At 47.1% G+C, this 17,226-nt stretch carries 13 protein-coding genes and 1 tRNA gene; 5 read left to right on the top strand and 9 right to left on the bottom strand.

Annotation, left to right across the window (positions count from 1 at the left end; all coding sequences use genetic code 11):
- Positions 1-10 precede the first annotated feature (10 nt).
- On the bottom strand, positions 11-973 hold the full coding sequence (locus BGP75_RS09635) for an ornithine cyclodeaminase family protein (protein ID WP_076718166.1): 963 nt from the start codon (positions 971-973) through the stop codon (positions 11-13).
- A gap of 133 nt (positions 974-1,106) precedes the next feature.
- Here BGP75_RS09635 and BGP75_RS09630 point away from each other — a divergent pair, with 133 nt between their 5' ends.
- A complete protein-coding gene (locus BGP75_RS09630) occupies positions 1,107-1,901 on the top strand; it encodes an AraC family transcriptional regulator (RefSeq protein WP_076718164.1) in 795 nt (264 codons plus the stop codon).
- Positions 1,902-1,922: 21 nt separating this feature from the next.
- Here the strand turns inward: BGP75_RS09630 and BGP75_RS09625 are convergent, their stop codons facing one another.
- Positions 1,923-2,885, bottom strand: a complete 963-nt coding sequence (locus BGP75_RS09625; protein ID WP_076718161.1) for a LysR family transcriptional regulator — start codon at positions 2,883-2,885, stop codon at positions 1,923-1,925.
- 183 nt (positions 2,886-3,068) lie between these two features.
- Between BGP75_RS09625 and BGP75_RS09620 the strand changes: the two genes are divergently transcribed.
- Positions 3,069-4,289 carry an aromatic ring-hydroxylating dioxygenase subunit alpha gene (locus tag BGP75_RS09620; protein WP_076718159.1) on the top strand — a complete coding sequence of 407 codons (1,221 nt, stop codon included), beginning with the start codon at positions 3,069-3,071 and terminating at the stop codon, positions 4,287-4,289.
- 155 nt (positions 4,290-4,444) lie between these two features.
- Complete coding sequence (locus tag BGP75_RS09615) at positions 4,445-5,338, top strand: DMT family transporter (RefSeq protein WP_076718157.1); 894 nt, start codon at positions 4,445-4,447, stop codon at positions 5,336-5,338.
- 142 nt (positions 5,339-5,480) lie between these two features.
- Here the strand turns inward: BGP75_RS09615 and BGP75_RS09610 are convergent, their stop codons facing one another.
- Entirely contained in the window at positions 5,481-7,046 is a 1,566-nt protein-coding gene (locus tag BGP75_RS09610; RefSeq protein WP_076718154.1) for a trimethylamine methyltransferase family protein, read from the bottom strand.
- Between the two features lie 137 nt (positions 7,047-7,183).
- Between BGP75_RS09610 and BGP75_RS09605 the strand changes: the two genes are divergently transcribed.
- Positions 7,184-8,041, top strand: a complete 858-nt coding sequence (locus tag BGP75_RS09605; RefSeq protein ID WP_076718151.1) for a LysR family transcriptional regulator — start codon at positions 7,184-7,186, stop codon at positions 8,039-8,041.
- Between the two features lie 82 nt (positions 8,042-8,123).
- On the opposite strand, the gene BGP75_RS09600 is transcribed toward BGP75_RS09605, so the two are convergent.
- From BGP75_RS09600 to BGP75_RS09580, 5 genes are all read right to left on the bottom strand, one after another.
- Complete coding sequence (locus tag BGP75_RS09600; protein ID WP_233152897.1) at positions 8,124-9,104, bottom strand: isopenicillin N synthase family oxygenase; 981 nt, start codon at positions 9,102-9,104, stop codon at positions 8,124-8,126.
- Positions 9,105-9,202: 98 nt separating this feature from the next.
- Complete coding sequence (locus BGP75_RS09595) at positions 9,203-10,189, bottom strand: GlxA family transcriptional regulator (RefSeq protein ID WP_076718146.1); 987 nt, start codon at positions 10,187-10,189, stop codon at positions 9,203-9,205.
- Positions 10,190-10,228: 39 nt separating this feature from the next.
- On the bottom strand, positions 10,229-11,395 hold the full coding sequence (locus BGP75_RS09590; RefSeq protein ID WP_083704726.1) for a GlxA family transcriptional regulator: 1,167 nt from the start codon (positions 11,393-11,395) through the stop codon (positions 10,229-10,231).
- A gap of 295 nt (positions 11,396-11,690) precedes the next feature.
- Positions 11,691-12,698, bottom strand: coding sequence for an Ldh family oxidoreductase (locus BGP75_RS09585; protein WP_076718144.1), 1,008 nt, complete (start codon positions 12,696-12,698; stop codon positions 11,691-11,693).
- A 44-nt stretch (positions 12,699-12,742) separates the two neighbouring features.
- A complete protein-coding gene (locus BGP75_RS09580) occupies positions 12,743-14,734 on the bottom strand; it encodes an FAD-dependent oxidoreductase (protein ID WP_076718142.1) in 1,992 nt (663 codons plus the stop codon).
- A 418-nt stretch (positions 14,735-15,152) separates the two neighbouring features.
- Between BGP75_RS09580 and BGP75_RS09575 the strand changes: the two genes are divergently transcribed.
- A tRNA-Met gene (locus BGP75_RS09575) sits at positions 15,153-15,229 on the top strand.
- Between the two features lie 537 nt (positions 15,230-15,766).
- Here BGP75_RS09575 and BGP75_RS09565 read toward each other — a convergent pair.
- The gene (locus tag BGP75_RS09565; RefSeq protein ID WP_076718137.1) at positions 15,767-16,933 is read right to left on the bottom strand and encodes a DUF4214 domain-containing protein; all 1,167 of its coding nucleotides are present in this window, start codon (positions 16,931-16,933) and stop codon (positions 15,767-15,769) included.
- Positions 16,934-17,226: the final 293 nt, after the last annotated feature.

Genomic DNA, 17,226 nt, shown 5'->3' with positions numbered 1-17,226 from the left:
CTGTATTTGTTTAGGAGTGAGAACTCTGTTGGTATGCCAGAATGGCTGCCGCAAGATCTTCCATAGAATCCCCCACAGATTTAAAAACTGTTACGGCGTTCTCAGCATCTTCCAAACCAGATCGTCCTGGGTGCTTACCACTGCACAGCTCATGAAATTCAGCAACAATTTTGTCTTTTGTAATTGCACCTTCAGAAATGGGAATAATAAGGTCGCCGGTTTCACTGAGAGCCCCCTTGCGGGTATCAACAAATACCAGGCCACGTTGCATGGCAGTATTATCAGTTTCACGCATAGTTGGGGTAAAGCTGCCGACCAGATCGAGGTGAGCCCCCGGTTTTAGCCAATCTCCCAGTATCAAAGGAGCAGTGGCCATAGTGGCACAACTGATAATATCCGCTTGTTGTGCAGCCACTTCCAGCTGATCGGCAGCACAAATCCGAGCGTTAACACCAGCAGCCTGTAACTCCGCGACCAAACTAGCCGAGGCCTCTTCATTTCTGTTCCAGACTTGCACAGTTTGGATGGAACGAACACTCATGTGTGCCGGTATCAGTCTGCACGCCATACGGCCCGCACCCACCATCAGCATATTACTGGCATCTTCGCGGGACAAAAAACGCGAAGCCAAAGCGGAGGCAGCAGCAGTACGTCGGGCTGTCAGCTCATTTCCATCCAGTAACATTAAAGGACGACCGGTCTTGCCGCAGCTCAACGTATAATGACTGGAAAGCGCAGGCATGTTTTGACGACTGTTGCCGGGAAAGACATTAACCTGCTTAACCCCCAGATATTCACCACTCAGCCATGCCGGCATCAGCAGTAAAGTAGCCTCAGGCTCTCCGGGTACCTGGATACTGTGATGATGACGAATCGGTGAGCAGACATCATCGCGCGCAAACATCTCACTCAACGCGGTAATCAAGGCGTCCCATGGCAGGGCACTCTGAACTTCATCAGCATTCAATTGCATAACGGATTCTCTTATTGTTAATCTGTACCCCATGGTATCTAAAACAAAATTTGTATCTTTGATTCAAACTCTGAAGTTATATACTGAGACTATGAACCTGCTTTAATTCACTCGCAACTAACCCAGTAACTCTATGAATAGCAGCCAGACACGTCGGAATTTAATTGCTCGACAGCGGGGCGAACACTGCCACAGCTATGCGCAGGTACTGATAGGCTGGCGTGGCCAGATGGACTGTGAGTTTCAGCGTGATGCTCACCGGTTAAGCAAAGGTACGGTTGCGCTTATACCGAGCTCTGTTGAGCATTTGTTTGAAGGGCTGACTGACGACAGCGAACTTCTGGTAGTCGACCTGTCCGACCGAGATCCATATATTCAGGCTCTGGAAAAGGCATGCCAGATGCCCTTCAGTGAAACCCTGTTCCAACGGCCGGAATTTATATCCCTGAGTTCAGAAATCATACCCATGCTGGATTTTGCCGCCGGTCAACTGCAACGAGGAAAAAACCAAACCAATCCCTTGGTCAGCTGCCAGTTAGTTTCTTTGTTTATGACTCAGTTGTGCCAGATGTATTCATCCCGGCAAACGGTTCCGACAGGAAATAAGCGATTATGCAGAACAGAGTTGGATAACTTTATTGACAGGCGCCTGGCTTCCCCACCAGACAATGCTGAACTGGCACAGTCTGTCAATATCAGTGAGAGTCATTTTTATCATCTCTGTCAGCGTCAGTTCGGCATAACCCCCCAGCAATACCTGATGCAACGTCGTATGCTACGGGCACAGTTTCTTGTGCTTAACAGTCAGATGCCACTGATGGAGTTGGCCGCGGAAGTAGGCTTTTCAGACGCTTCCAGTTTTTCTCGTGCCTATAAACATTTTTTCCACGAAACTCCTGGCAGGGCTCGACGTATACAACAGCAATAACCCCCTGAACCTTCCGGCTGATTAACAGGACGGATCAACACAGGATAGTAACCAATCTCTAAAACGGCTAAATTCTTCGTTATCCACTTTGCTTTCAGCATAAGTAAGATAATGAAATTTTTTCTCAAACACTAACTCCTGCCCAACGGGCTTTACCAACAGCTCCTGCTCCATTAATGGCTCTACCAGATGATGCCACCCTAACGAAACTCCCTGATGATTTAATACCATCTGTATCAACATATTGTAATCATTTGCATTGAACACATGACTGCCGTCCCGCGGGCGCTCATCAAACTGTATTTCATGAAAACCGAACCATACTCCCCAGTCGACATGCTCAGCAATCTGGGCACGACCATAGGGGCTCAAGTTGAGCAGTACCGTATCCCGCAGTCCCTCCAGGCTATTAATCATCGGATTTTCCGCAACAAACTGCGGCGTGCAGACAGGATAAATCACATCATGAAACAAAGGGATAGAATGATAGCCTTTACGGGGGTCCGTTACTTTATTAATGAACACATCAGGATATACCCCCGGTTCCATTTTCAGAAAGTTTTCCGTCGCCACAACATTGATGTCTATATCAGGATTTGCTGCAAAGAATCCCGGTAAACGACGAGAGAGCCAAAGGGCCGAAAATGCAGGTGAACAACATATCGTCAACACCTGCTTATTGGTATGAGTGGACTTTATTCGATCTGCGGTCTGGGCAATATTGACGAACGAAAGATAGGCAGCATCATAAAGAATGGTCCCGGCCTCTGTCAGTTCAACAGCCCGCCCTGCCCGCTTAAAAAGAGCCACTCCCAAAGATGCTTCCAGTTCTCGGATCTGACGACTGATAGCAGCCTGTGTAACACAAAGAGCTTCTGCTGCACGGGTAAAATTCTGGTACTTGGCCGCCGCTACAAAAGATTTAACAGCCCTCAGGGAAGGCATTTTTACCAGGGTTTTATCAGGTTCTACATGTTTAACCATAACTACGTGTTTTCAATTTTCAGTATAAAAAGTCGTTTTGCGCCGCTACGCTGCACTTCTACACTACAACGCACAGTGATGATTTGAGCCTGAAGCTCCACATATCAGACTGCCACAATAAAAAAGAAAAAAATATGAAAATAAAAACCAGCAACAACAGATGCTGACTCTGGAGCGACAAGAATGACAGACCAAGTTACTGATCAAACAACGCTGGCCCTTATCAACCAACGTAAACCCGGCCATGCCTTAGGTCGCGATCTTTACCTGAGCGCAGATGTGTACCGGGACGATCTAGAGCAAATCTGGCACAAAGAATGGATTTTCGCAGGTCACTCCTTCGAAATAGAACAGCCCGGTGAGTACCTGACTTTGCAGATCGGCGACTTTCCGGTCGTGATCGTAAGGGATAGCCAGGGGCACATCCGTGCGTTTCATAATGCCTGTCGCCATCGGGGCTCTCGCCTCTGTGCGGAGAACAAAGGAAAGGTGGCCAAACTGGTCTGCCCCTATCACCGCTGGACCTATGATCTGGACGGTAAACTGATGTTTGCAGCCAACATGGGTGAGCACTTCAATAATGATGATCACGGCCTGATGCCAGTACACTGTGAAGTTGTTAATTCCTATATTTACGTCTGCACCGCTGAGCAAGCACCGGATTTTGCTGAATTCCGCCAGGCTCTGTCCAAATTTATCACGCCCCATAATCTGGATAACTGTAAAGTTGCCTTCGAATCCAATCTGATTGAAAAAGGTAACTGGAAACTGGTGTTCGAAAATAATCGAGAGTGCTACCACTGTGACAGCAATCATCCCGAGCTGCTGAAGTCATTTATGGAGAACCCGGCCGTGGCAGGGGTTGGTGGCAATGAAGATCCAGAACTCATTGAGCTCTGGGAGCGTTGTGAAGCTGCCGGTCTGCCCAGTCGCATGCATATGGATGAAAACGGCCAATACCGTATGACGCGAATTCCACTGTTCAACAATTCAGTCAGTTATACCATGGATGGCAAACCAGCCGTTAATAGCCGCTTAGATAACACTGACGAGCAAAATATCGGCGCCCTGCTGTACTTTAACTACCCATCCACGTGGAATCACTTTCTTGGTGATCATGCCCTGAGCTTTAGGATACTGCCATTAGGACCTGGAGAAACCCTGGTCACAACCAAATGGCTGGTACACAAAGATTCACAGGTGGATCGGGACTATGACCTTGATACTCTGACAAAGGTCTGGCTGGCCACTAATGATCAGGATCGCCAATTGGTGGAAGAAACCTTCCGTGGCCTCAGATCCCCTTCCTATGTTCCTGGTCCTTTCTCTGAAATCGCCGAAAACGGTGTCTGCCAATTTGTTGACTGGTACTGTGACACCATGAAAAGCAAACTGTCCAGATAAACGTGCATTACCAAAAAACGGCCTCTGGCTCCAAGTCAGAGGCCGTTTTCTGTTTATCAGTAAGGTCATCCCAGGCAGACCTGTTTCAGCATTATTTCCATTACATCTGGATGCCTATAACAACCAATTACCAGAGCGATTACCGGAACCACCCTATGCAAACGAGCTATATTCCCAGCCATCAGCAAGAATACACCCGGGGTTTTATCCTGGTTCTGCTGGCTGCATTCAGTTACGGCCTCCAGCCTTTCTTTGCCTATTTCGCCTACCAGGCAGGCGCAGATCCTATTGGCCTGCTGTTCGCACGCTTTTCTTTGGCTGCTATCCTGCTATTGCTGTGGCTGAAAAAACGTAAGATCAGCCTTCCAACTCCTAAGCTATTTGCTCAGACACTGTTGATTGGTATCGGATACGCCGGTGCGGCACTTGGCTACTACAGTGCCAGTCACAGCGCCTCAGTCAGTCTGGCCGTCATATTGATGTTCTCGTTTCCTGCCTTTGTGACACTTTATTCCATTCTCTTTCTGGCTGAAAAATCAAGCTGGAGTAAAATATTCAGCCTGGTACTAGCCAGTAGTGGCGTGCTATTGGCGACAGGGATGGATTTTCACGGGGATATGGCCGGAATTTTCTGGGCTCTGTTTGCCGCCCTCAGCTACGGATCCGCCATTCTCTATGGCACCCATAAGGTTCCACCACAGAACCCTATGGCCTCAGCTGGAGTCATTCTTGTTGGCGGTGCGGTTACTTTTTCTGTTGCTCTGATGCTTCAAGGTGCAGATTGGCCACAGTCTGCCAGCGGCTGGTTTGCTATCCTGGGACTCGCCCTGTTCGCCACGATTCTGCCAATAGCTACTTTTATTAGCGGCTCTCCTCGAATAGGGGCATCTGATGCAGCCACCTTATCGACACTGGAACCCATTGTTGCAGTGGCTATTGCCGTGATACTCATCGAAGAAAGTCTTAGCCTGACGATGTTAACCGGGGGCACGATGGTGATTATTGCTGCTGTTATATTATCGAAAGGCAAAAGGCCTGTGAAAAGGTGATCCAATGAGTCTTTCATCACTCTTATTGAGAAAGCCGGCACAATTGAGAAAGCCGGCACAACATATTTTTTGAATACCCAGTGAGTCTTTGAATTTTAAAGACTCACTGGGTTTAAAGAGCCGGTTCGCCGTTGCAGCTAAATTAATGGGATTCGTTTAACGCATCCACCGCAGGAATTTCCTGTTCGCGTCGAGCGACAAAATCTAACAGCTCATCATTTTTGGCGTCATCCAGTTTGGGCTCCTGATACTCGCTCAACAGGGTTTTAGCATAAGCCAGCGCTCGTTCTGTTATTTCTTTTGACCCTTCAGCTTGCCACTGCTCAATGGAGTTATTATCAAACAGCTTAGGCATATAGAATGCCCGCTGAAAGTTCTCCATGGTATGAGAGTGCCCGAGATAATGGCCTGCCGGACCGACATCTCGAACGGCTGCAAGGGCTTCATCGAAGTCATCCCATCGCGGCCCTTCTGCCATTCGATAACCCATTCCACACATATCTGCATCCACCACAAATTTGGCCATGGAACAATGCATTCCGGCCTCATTCCAGCCAGCAGAATGCCAGATATAGTTGGCTCCAGACATTAATACCGCATTCATGGTCATGGCACTTTCATAACCTGCCTGAGCATCAAAGGTTTTAGCTCCTCCCAGTGTGTTAGAAGTGCGCCAGGGTACATCATAAAAACGAGCCATCTGACCAATCATAAAGTTCATCAGACTGATTTCAGGTGTACCCGCCATGGGGGCGCCTGACGCCATGGAGACGGTAGACAGGTAGTGGCCGTAAATGGCAGGCGTTCCTTTGCGAACCAGCTGAGTATAGGCCAGTCCAGACAGGGCTTCCGCATTAAGTTGCACGACAGCAGGCACAACGGACGCCGGCGTATTGGCCCCCCCAAGAACAAAAGGAGAACAGAGTACCGGCTGATTATATTCCGCAAAGGCACGCATCGCCCCAAGCATGGTTTCATCCCAGACCAGCGGCGAATTGCCGTTGATATTACCGGTAGTGACCGGGTGAGTTTGCATAAACTCTTCACCAAAAAGAATGGCGCACATCTTCATCACATCCTGGGCATTTTTACCGGAAGAAGTCATACCCATAAAAGTTTTATCAGAATGCTTCATAGATGAATAAGTAATACGTAAATGCCGGTGGGCAACCGGATGATCCATCGGCTCAACGATATGGTGGGCTGTCGAGTGCAGTGCTGGCAGCATGTGAGCCAACTTATGGAAGTCACCCAAATCGTTCAGCGTTGGCCAACGGCGCTTATCCTCCAGATCCCGCATAAACGGAGCCCCCGTCATTGGAACAAAGATAGAGTGGCGGCCTCCCAGCTCTACATTATTCTGAGGATTCCGGGCATGGTAGGTCAATTCAGTCGGGATCGAAGAGATCAGCTCTTTTATCAAGCCTCGATCAATTTTAACCAGCTCTCCCTCAACCTCAGCGCCTGCTTCGCGCCATTGATTGAGAGCGATAGGATCACGAAACATCACCCCCACCTCTTCGAGAATCCGCATCGATTCATTATCGATTCTCTTGATCTGATCTTCGTCCATGGGCTCTGTCAACGGAAGCCCCCGGGTCAGTCCAGGTAGCATTTTCTCAACATGTTTTGAACGGATTTCCCGGAGTGAGCTACGACCACCGCGACGGCGTGTTCTTGTTGTTGTAGATGTAGTAGTTGTGCTCATGTCTGCATACCCTCTGTGGCTATATTTCAGATCGGCTAATGTTTCAGCTCGGATTAGTCATTAGCCTCAATAAACTTTACAATTCAGTTGGCTGCCAGTAAATTGACTAATTCCGCTGATAGCTATGAGGAATTCCAATGGCCAGTGTTGTAAATATGGATATTGCTGCGCTACGTAGCTTTGTTCTTGCAGAAAACCTGGGGTCTTTTTCGGCAGCAGCCCTGGCGTTGCACTGTTCCCAGTCGGCCTTATCCCTAAGGATTAAAAAACTCGAAGAACAATTAGGTGCCAGCCTGTTCCACCGCAACTACCACAACCTGAGATTGACCCCAAACGGAAACCTGCTGTTACCGGAAGCCATTTCGGTGCTGGATGCTCACGACAAGATGGTGGGTACGGCACTGCAGAAAGATAAAAAAGAGATTATTCGCCTTGGCTTACCGGAAGATTTGACGGTGGGTTTTTTTCAGAACTTTCTGGCAAATCAAATTCAATTTGTTAATCAGATTGAACTGACCATGCATCTATGCAGAGACCTGGTACAACTTATCTGTGATGACAAATTGGATATTGCCGTTGTCAACGCCATGCCTGACTACCAAGGTGGGGAGACCTTAACTTCCCGAGAGCTAAAGTGGGTCTGCTCCCCTGAATTTAACTATCAACCAGACCAGCCCATACCTCTGGCCCTCCACCCGCAAGGCTGTATTTACCGGGAGCATACCTTCAAGGTATTAAATGCTCTGGGAATCCCTTATCGTATCGTATTCTCTGCACAGGGAGCGGTAAGTGTACAGGCCGCTGTCATTGCAGGAATGGGACTGTCAGTCATTGCAGAGGGAAGTATTCCCAATGAACTCCAGATTGTGCCGGACGAATGGAACCTTCCGGCACTGGGACAGACTGACATACGGATTTTTCAGAAGGACAGGGGGTCTCCCACCCTGGCCAACTTTGCTCAGATATTACGACAACAGCTACCGAAGGTTATGTAATCACCAATTCAACGTGCCGATAGATAACCGGCCGTTAAACCCTGTCAGCACCGGTTAAACCCAGCAGGTTTTGATTTATCGGTTATTGATTCTGCAAATGAATATAGCTGTCGACAAAGCGCTTATACTTATGCTCTCCACTGGTATAGGGCGCATATTTTTCTGCAGCCCCGGCACGGCTGCAAGTTGGAACAACCTGTACAACAGCCTCATAGTCCAAATCGATGAAAAATGGGATAGAGTATCGCTCCCGACCACTTTTGTTGATAACCCGGTGTACGGTGGATATATAGCGATCATTCGTAAATGTCTGTACCAGATCACCAATATTAACAATAAATGTATCCTCTACCGGAGGAGCTTCAATCCAGTCTCCCTGACGATTCTGCACCTGTAAACCACCGCTGGAATCCTGCGACAGAATTGTCAGAAAACCATAATCGGTGTGAGCGCCAATACCCATCTCATCCAGAGCAATCTCTCCTTCTTGTGGAGGGTAATGTAACAAGCGCTGAATGGTTATCGGGTTCTTCTGCAGGTCTTCAAAATAGTCTTGCGGCAAATCAAGACTTAAGGCAATAGCACCAATAAGCTTTCGAGACAGATTTAGCATAGCGGCATGATATTGTTCAAAAACCTCCTTAAAACGCAAAGGAGTCTCTGGCATCAGATTGGGACCATGAAACGGAGACACCTCGTCCTGATGCAGACCAAAATCAAAACATTCTTTGAAATCACGGGTAAAGCCAGGGTCCACATTTTCACGGTACATCGGGATATAGCCCCGTAATGTAGGACCGGATAGTTTAATATCAAGCTTATTTTTCTCTTCAACAGGAAGGGAAAAAAAGGCTTCAGCCAGAGTATAAGCTTCATTAATCAGCTCTTTGCTGATGCCGTGGTTCTTAATGTAGAGAAAGCCAATATTTTCACAAACGTAACCGATCTTATCAGCTACTTTTATCGGCTCACTGTTATCCAGTAAAGGTCCGATATCAACGATAGGGATCTCATTAAAAGACGTTGTTTTACTTTCGAGGCTGCGGTTAATCGCAATATTCACTGTTCCCACCTATTCCCGGAGAAAATAAAGAGGAACACAGTGTCTACTTAAACGAAGTACGCTGAATATAACAAATCCGAAAACTGTTATAACCAGACTCAACTATAATGCTGAAGGCGTAATTGCCGTGGCTGAATAGCATAGGTTTCCTTGAAGCGTTTGGTAAAATAACTCTGTGAACCAAATCCGGTAGCCTGAGCAATGGTCGCAATCGGCAGGTTAGTTTCTTCAACCATTCTCTTCGCTCTGTCTAAACGAAGAAAAAGATAATAACGACCCGGAGTCATGCTCTCATAGCGCTGAAATACATGTTCCAGTGTTCGTGTAGTCGATCCTGTTTTCCTGGCCAGCTCTTCTATGGAACAGGGTTGTTCAATGTTGTTCTCCATTATTTCGATAGCCGCAGCTAAACAGGCCGATTTCATCTTAAGGTGGAAGTAACGCTGCGAGCTTTGGATCTCTTCCTGAGATCGGATTCTTTCCTGCAAAAATTTCTGCGATACCCGATTGGCAAGTTCGCTGCCATAATCCTGAGCAATGACGTAATGCAGCATATCGAGAGTGGTTACACCACCAGCACAAGTCAGAATATTTCCACTGACTGTATATAGATTTTCACGGACCGATATCTTCGGGTATAACTCATGAAACGTATTGGTTTCTTCACTAAGCAAACTACAACTGTGGCCCTCCAGAATCCCTGCCTTAGCAAGGATAAAACTACCGCTGGACAAAGCCACAAAACGGCATCCTTTCCTGGACAGTTTTTTCAGCAGGGAAAACAGCAAACTGCAATCATATTTTGCAGCCAGCTTATAGGCGCAGATACAAACGATATCAGGCAAAGAACACTCGCTGACATGAGTGTCTACCTGAACAGGAACTCCATTAGAACTAAAAACGGTTTTAACTGAGACATCAGGGTCAGCAGCGTAAAGTTTACAGTCATAGACAGTCTTGGCACTAAGCAGGTTTGCGACGCTAAGAGCTTCTATCGCAAGGGAAAAGGAAGTCAAAGCAAAACCAGGCACTAAAACAAATCCAACCCGCACCGCAACAGATGCCGTTTGATAAGGTGCAGTCATGACTGGTAGCCTCTGGCTTCATCTCAAAAAAACAACAGCTCAGGAGTGCTGATTACCGCGGTATCCTCTTTGTAAACACAGGGATCTTGGAGAGCATCCAAACTGTTCCTTAACGCTTTTACTGAAATGAGAAGCTGTAGTGAAACCACATGCAATGGATACCTCAACAATGCTTTTATTGGTTTGCTGCAGTAGTTGCCTGGCACGATTCAGCCTCAGCTCCATGTAATACCGGGATGGCTTGCTGTTAAGATACTTTCGAAAAAGTCGTTCCAGCTGGCGCCGTGAAATATCCAGTAACTCAGCCAGCTCCTGTAAGCGTAGCGGCTCTTCAATATTAGACTCCATCAGCAGAATAGCTTCCTGCAGTCTTGGAGGTGCATAACCTAACGAGGATCGGCGACAAGCACCTTTCTGAGGTTCACCGGGAAGTCGCATTCCACACACCAGCACTTCAGAAACGGCTAAAGCCAACTCTCCACTGGTTTCGGTACCTATCATATGCAGCATCAAGTCCTGTACTGCGCTTCCACCTGAGCAGCTAAACCGATCCCGATCAATGACGAACAACTGTGAACTGAGTTCGAGCTGAGGGTATTCCTCCTGCAAACTGGCCAGATATTCCCAATGAATCGTACAACGGTAACCATCCAGCAATCCAGCACGGGCGAGTGGATAACTTCCCTGCCCCAGAGCTCCAATGCAAAGCTCTTTTGCACCCGCTCGATTTAGCCAGCGCAATACAGTTTGCTCCTTATATTGCTGACCTCCACAGACTATTAGTTTGTCCAAAGAAGCAGGGTCGACAGTTGTAATCGCAGAATGAACACCGATCTCGAACCCTTCTTCAGTTAATACCGGCAACCCATCGGCGCTCAGAAGATGCCACCGATAAAGTAATTCTCCTGCCTGTTGATTAGCATGACGCAACACATTGATAGCTAAACTCAGACAACTAAGCCCAGAGCCGGGTAACAGCAGGAAGGCCACTTCCTGCACAGCTTTCTGGGAGTTCGCTGATGCAGCTAACTCTTTACCAGGCGCCTGTCTCTGAAAAGAAAATTGAGTATTCTGCTTAACTGCAACTTCAGTGTCAGAGCGAAGCCCTTTAATCGGCGAGTTAATTGCTGAATCCATCAGCACTCCAGGAATACCGATGTTGATGGTTTCAGAGTGTATTTCCGTAGGCTGATACATCAGGTTCATTGCATTCCCCTTAACCAGGTTCTTACGAGCGACCCAGCTAACCCGAAGATGACCGGTCTATTATTATTTGAGGGTAACTGGTGATATAACCTGTTTGACTAAATCACCGTTTTATCAACCCTGAGGTCTCTTTCAACCAGAGGGTCTTGCGAATTTTACTGTTTAGCACATCACTATCTTAGGTCCGAACTTACCTCCAGTAAATTTAATAATTCAGGCTCCAGCTATGAGAAATTCTGGAAACCAAAAAAGTGTGGTCGATGGCGTTTCGCGATCGCCGATGTCTTGAGCACTGTTAACAGGTCGTATAATTTTTAATTCGATTGATAAGCTCAGCAGTCACCCAGACCCCTTCCTTATTACCTTCCAAAGCACTGCTGCGTTGGCTACCAGGAATTCGTCCCCCGTAGTCATGAACAAAACGACTCATATATTTGGATATCCGCGCTTCAAACCCGTCCCCAAAAACAATAGCTGGATCGATTACAATGATGAACAAACCAACGTCAGGGCATTGAGTTTCACCAATAAAAGAAGGGGCATCACAAGACCAGTTTGCTCCAGTTAATCCTGCTGACAGGATTTCCACTAACAACGCAATATTGGTTCCCTTATATCCGCCTCCCATTGCCAGCAGAGCCCCTTGCAGTGCGGCATTTGGATCCGTCGTCGGTTGCCCCTGTAAATCCACTGCCCAACCTTGTGGAAGTTGTTCACCACTCTGGGCCGCAGCGCGTATATTGACTAGCGCCGAAGCACTGGATGACTGATCTATCAATAAAGCAGCTCCATTTAACCCAGGAACCGCAAAAGCCAGCGGGTTCGTGCCAAAGACCGGTTTATTCCCACCTGGAACAACGATGGAGGGAGGGCCCGCATTTGCGCTCGCTTGTGCAACCAACCCGGCGCGGGCCAGTCTATCCACAAAATACCCAAGAGCACCGCAGGTATAGCCATTCTTTTGGGAGAAAACAGCCACTCCAAACTGCTTTGCAGTTAATACTAGATCGTCATAAACCTTATCGAATCCCGAATGGGCTAAACCGGAATGAGCATCAATCTGAAATACCATTGGCGTTGGTTTAACCACAGTGGGGGCAGCATTTCCGTCAATACATCCTGAGCGCAAACCGTCGCAGTAGTCGGGTAAATGTGCCAGACCAACATTCGTTAAACCCTGTGCTTCAGCCGCCTCAATAGAAGCAGCCAGAGCATTGGCGTTATCAATATTTGCCCCACTTGCTTTCGCAGCACTGCATGCCAGGTCCCGAATATCATCCAACGTCAGGAAAGTATCTGCCATTTCTGTTTCTCCCTTTATAAGCACCTTTTACGCTAGAGAATCCCTTAGAGAGCCAAGCCAAACTTTCGACCTTCATAAAAAGCGTAGGGAGCCTGTCTCGAAGCAACACAGTCCCCTATAGAGTGAATTTCCAGATCAGAATCCATCTCCGACAATTCACGATATACACTGTCTTCCGCCTGATTGGTCGTCGCCAGAACCAGAGTATCTGCTTCAACAAGCTGAACTGACCCATCCAGAAGAGAGAGCACCTTCGCTCCACTCCCCGTCCATTCAGTTATTGCTGATTCAACCATAAATCTCACACCTGCAGCCTTTAGCTTTTTACGAAGAGGAAAGTCTGCTGCAGTGCGAGCTAATTCTTTACCCACCACAGGATCTGGAGTCACTATCGTTAATTGATATCGCTGCTCAAGCAGATACAGCGCTGTGCCACATCCTCGCCAATTCCCCCCTTCATCTAACAGAAGAACGTGCTTCCCCAGTCGTGCAGACTTGGACATAACCTCTTCAACGGACCAGACATTAGTTTTATCAATGCCTGCCAGCGTCTCAAATTGTGGCAAAGCCTTCTGATAACCTGTACCGGCAGGCTGAGAACCGGTAGCCAACACCACCACTTCAGATTTAAATACCTGAATATCATCTACATCGACCGGACTGTAATATCGTAAGTCAACCTGCAGCTTCTCCAGCTGAACGGCATACCATTCCATCAGCTCCAGAATCTGAGCTCTTCTGGGCTGTTTTCCCGCTAACCGGAATTGCCCTCCCAGCTCACCCGAGGCTTCACACAAGGTTACCTGATGCCCTCGTTCAGCGGCCACGCGGGCACATTCCAAACCAGCGGGGCCTGCACCAACAACCAGAATGTTCCGCACCTTATCAGTCGGAATAAAACGATCTCCACCCCATTCAAACTCACGTCCGGCGGAGGGATTAATAAGACAGGAAATCCAGTAGTCTCTCGAGCGCCGTCCCCAGCACATCTGATTACATGACAGACAACCACGAATATCTTCAGATCGTCCCTCCCTGGCTTTGTTTACTAAATGGGGGTCAGCGATCTGCCCCCTGACAATTGAAACCAGATCGGCTTGTCCTGAGCCAATAACGTAATCAGCATTATCTGGTGTACGAATATGGCTTTCTGCCTGTATTCGAGCGAAGCTGACCGAAGATTTCAAAATCTCAGAAAGCTCCACCCCCAGATTATCCGGATAAAACACCGTCGGCATTAACTTGTAAAAATCCAGATAGCTTCCGGTACCACAGGTAACATAATCCACCAGCTCATCCTGATCATGCCGGGCAATCACCTCAGCCAACGCCTCTCGCCCCAGAGTGACATCAAAGTCTGGCTCATCATTCACAGCCATTCCGATGATAAAGTCCTCACCACAGGCTTTTCGAATTCCCGCACATATTTCTCTAGACAGACGAGTTCGGTTTTCTAATGATCCTCCCCATTTGTCATCCCGCCTGTTTGACCAGGGCGTCCAAAACTGATCCAGCAACGCATGGTAGGCAGCCCATAGCTCAACTCCATCAAAACCAGCTTTTTGACAGCGCACTGCTGCCTGAATAAAACCGCTGATAAGCTCCTCAATTTCCCTCCCTGTCATAGCATGACTACCATCAGAGTCATGGTAAGAAGGCATACCCGAAGCTGACCAATTCGGCGAATAGGAATTATCCGCATCTCCATGCTGACCAACATGGTAAAGTTGCTGAATCATGACAGTGCCCTGCTCATGACAGGCATCTGTTATACGTCGAAAATAGGGAATAACAGCATCATCGCTATGTCGGAAGTTACCGCGGGTCAAGACTCCGGTCTGATGAACAGGCATAGGCTCGACAACAATCATCGCCGCTCCACCCATGGCCCGTTCCAGGTAATACCCTAAATGCCTGTCTCCCGGAAGCCCATTTTCCGCCATATTGGCTGTATGGGCACCAAAGGTAATGCGATTACGCAGCACCTTATGCCTCAGAGTCATAGGCTTAAAAAGATGTAAATACCTGCTGTCCATTCTGCTCACCTCTAAGAGTCCGGTTTTGTCTGAAACTGAAGTCTCTAATCCTAAAGCAGTCTATGCATAGTATTCTCGTAACCAGTTCTAACTCATATTGAGTACCCATTGACCTCTTTCCGGTAACACAACAGACCTCCGGGAGGGGTAACGACAGAACCGATCATCAAGGATGTCTTTGCACAGTAACAAAAACGACACATGTGTCAATTAAAATAACATTAATGTCTATTTTAAGATTTAGGTAAAATGCAGATGGAGCTAATTCGGTGGCTTATATATCCACAACCCAGCTTCCAATTGACAAATAACAGAAGCGGTATGCATGGATCTTCCATGGGCCTGAAGCAAAAACAAAAATAGTTCAGTTAAGTGTGGACACTAAGCAGATAACTCCCTATAGTACGCCCCACGTTGATGCGGGGTGGAGCAGCCTGGTAGCTCGTCGGGCTCATAACCCGAAGGTCGTAAGTTCAAATCTTGCCCCCGCTACCAAATTCAGAAAAATCCAGACTATTTTTAGTCTGGATTTTTTTGGTTTCTGGGTACAGAAAAGCTCGTCGGACTCAGCTCTCTACGGGCGCGAAGGTCGTAAGTTCAACTCTTGCCCCCGCTACCAAATTCAGGAAAAGCTGAAATTCAGAAATGGATCTCAGCTTTTTCGTTTGGAAAACAAGAAAGTCTCGTCGGGCTCAGCTCTCTATACGGGCGCGAAGGTCGTAAGTTCAAATCTTGCCCCCGCTACCAAATTCAGGAAAAGCTGAAATTCAGAAATGGATCTCAGCTTTTTTCGTTTGAAAAGCAAGAAAGTCTCGTCGGGCTCAGCTCTCTATACGGGCGCGAAGATCGTAAGTTCAACTCCTGCTCCCTCTACCAAATTCAGGAAAAGCTGAAATTCAGAAATGGGGTTGCTTTTTTAGAGGCAGGAAAACTAATAGCTCTGAGACAAATTAATTGATGGGTTGAGCGAAAGATCAAACATATTGAATCTGCTCTGACCCTTAAATGGTACAGAGCAGCACAAAGGGGATATTAAATTAGAATCAGATCCCAAACTCCTGGGCTGGTTTCTTGTAGTCCACTAAGAAGTTCTTCTGAATTATTGCGATTCTCTGGCGATTGAGCAAATGAAACCAGTACATCCGCCCTCTCTAACCCACCTGTTAAGCGCCCAGTCCAATAGTCAAAACCTTCGGCATCCGGCGTACGATCCAGTACGTTGTCATACAGTTCCGTAATGTAAGCGTTGTTATCAAGGTCTCCGTAGGTATTCAGGAACTCTTGAGAAAGCAAAAACTCGTCAGCCATCTGGTTAATAGAAATAAGAGATAACTCCCACTGCCCAATCCAGAAGTTAAGCCCGCCGACATCCGGAGCGCGATCAAATGCCGCGGTGTATAACCGTGCGATGTCTTCAACAACACTTAGATCTGCTTCCCGAAAAGGTTCATGCGCCAAAGAGGAGTTTAATGCACCGGCAACGCTTTCAGTTAGCTCGTACCAGGTTGGAGCGCTAATAGCCAAGCTTTCTGAAGAAAGGCTTCCAAACCAAGTGCTATCGGTCTTAATCAGACTGATAAATTCATCATATTTATATTCTTCGTTGACTCCATCTTTATTCCAATCAATCCAGAAGTTTTCTATTCGCGCCTCGGGAACCGTGTAGTTCCATATAACCAGCACATCAGACTGACTGGAATTGGCCATGATTAAATGGCGTCCTTCAATATCACCCACAAAACCAATATCGTTTACATTGAAAATAAGGGTATCGTCAGAATCGTTACCATATTCAAGGAATTCAGCGGAACTTCCACCTTCAAAAAAGTAGGTATCATTGCCAGTACCACCCGCTAAAAATGGAATGTATTCGGGATGTAATGAATAGAGCACATCATCCCCAGCCATACCAAACATGGCACCAGTAATACTTCGATTTGTTTCACCGTCAGGAAAGAAAAATGTAGGGTTTCTGACATGATCCATTTCATTAGTGCCAACAACTGTCAAAAACAAATCATCAGTGGAACTCTCGTCATCATCACCAAAAACCACTTGCTGGCCGGTTTGACGCCAATTGATCCCACTCCAGTTAATCTGGTTACTATTAAACAGTTCGACCAGGTTTTGACGAAGAACTGTGATATCAAAAGTTTCTTCAGTATCAGTACTGGTATCGCGTCCAACAGAAGAGGCCATGGTCTTATCCCTAAAGCGGTTTAGTCGCATATGATTATAGGTAGGAGAGATATCTCCTGCAAGTACAAGGGATTGTATCTGTCAAGTGACATATGGTCCGTTGATCTGGCGCAACAGCCAGGACCTACTAAATCTGGTTTTCAGCTTAAACTGAAATTGAAATAAAGCACTCCTGACAACTCAAGGCCACTAATTGCCAAAATATATTCATCGAAGTCAAATCAACAACTATTCTTCTTCCCATTGTTGAACGGTTCCCATTACAATCAAAAAACTGATTCAACCATCGGAGA

The organism is Motiliproteus sp. MSK22-1 (assembly GCF_001968815.1).
Classification (GTDB): domain Bacteria; phylum Pseudomonadota; class Gammaproteobacteria; order Pseudomonadales; family Balneatricaceae; genus Motiliproteus.
Note: the sequence above shows the minus strand (reverse complement) of the source record. Positions and strands in the feature narration are given on the sequence as shown.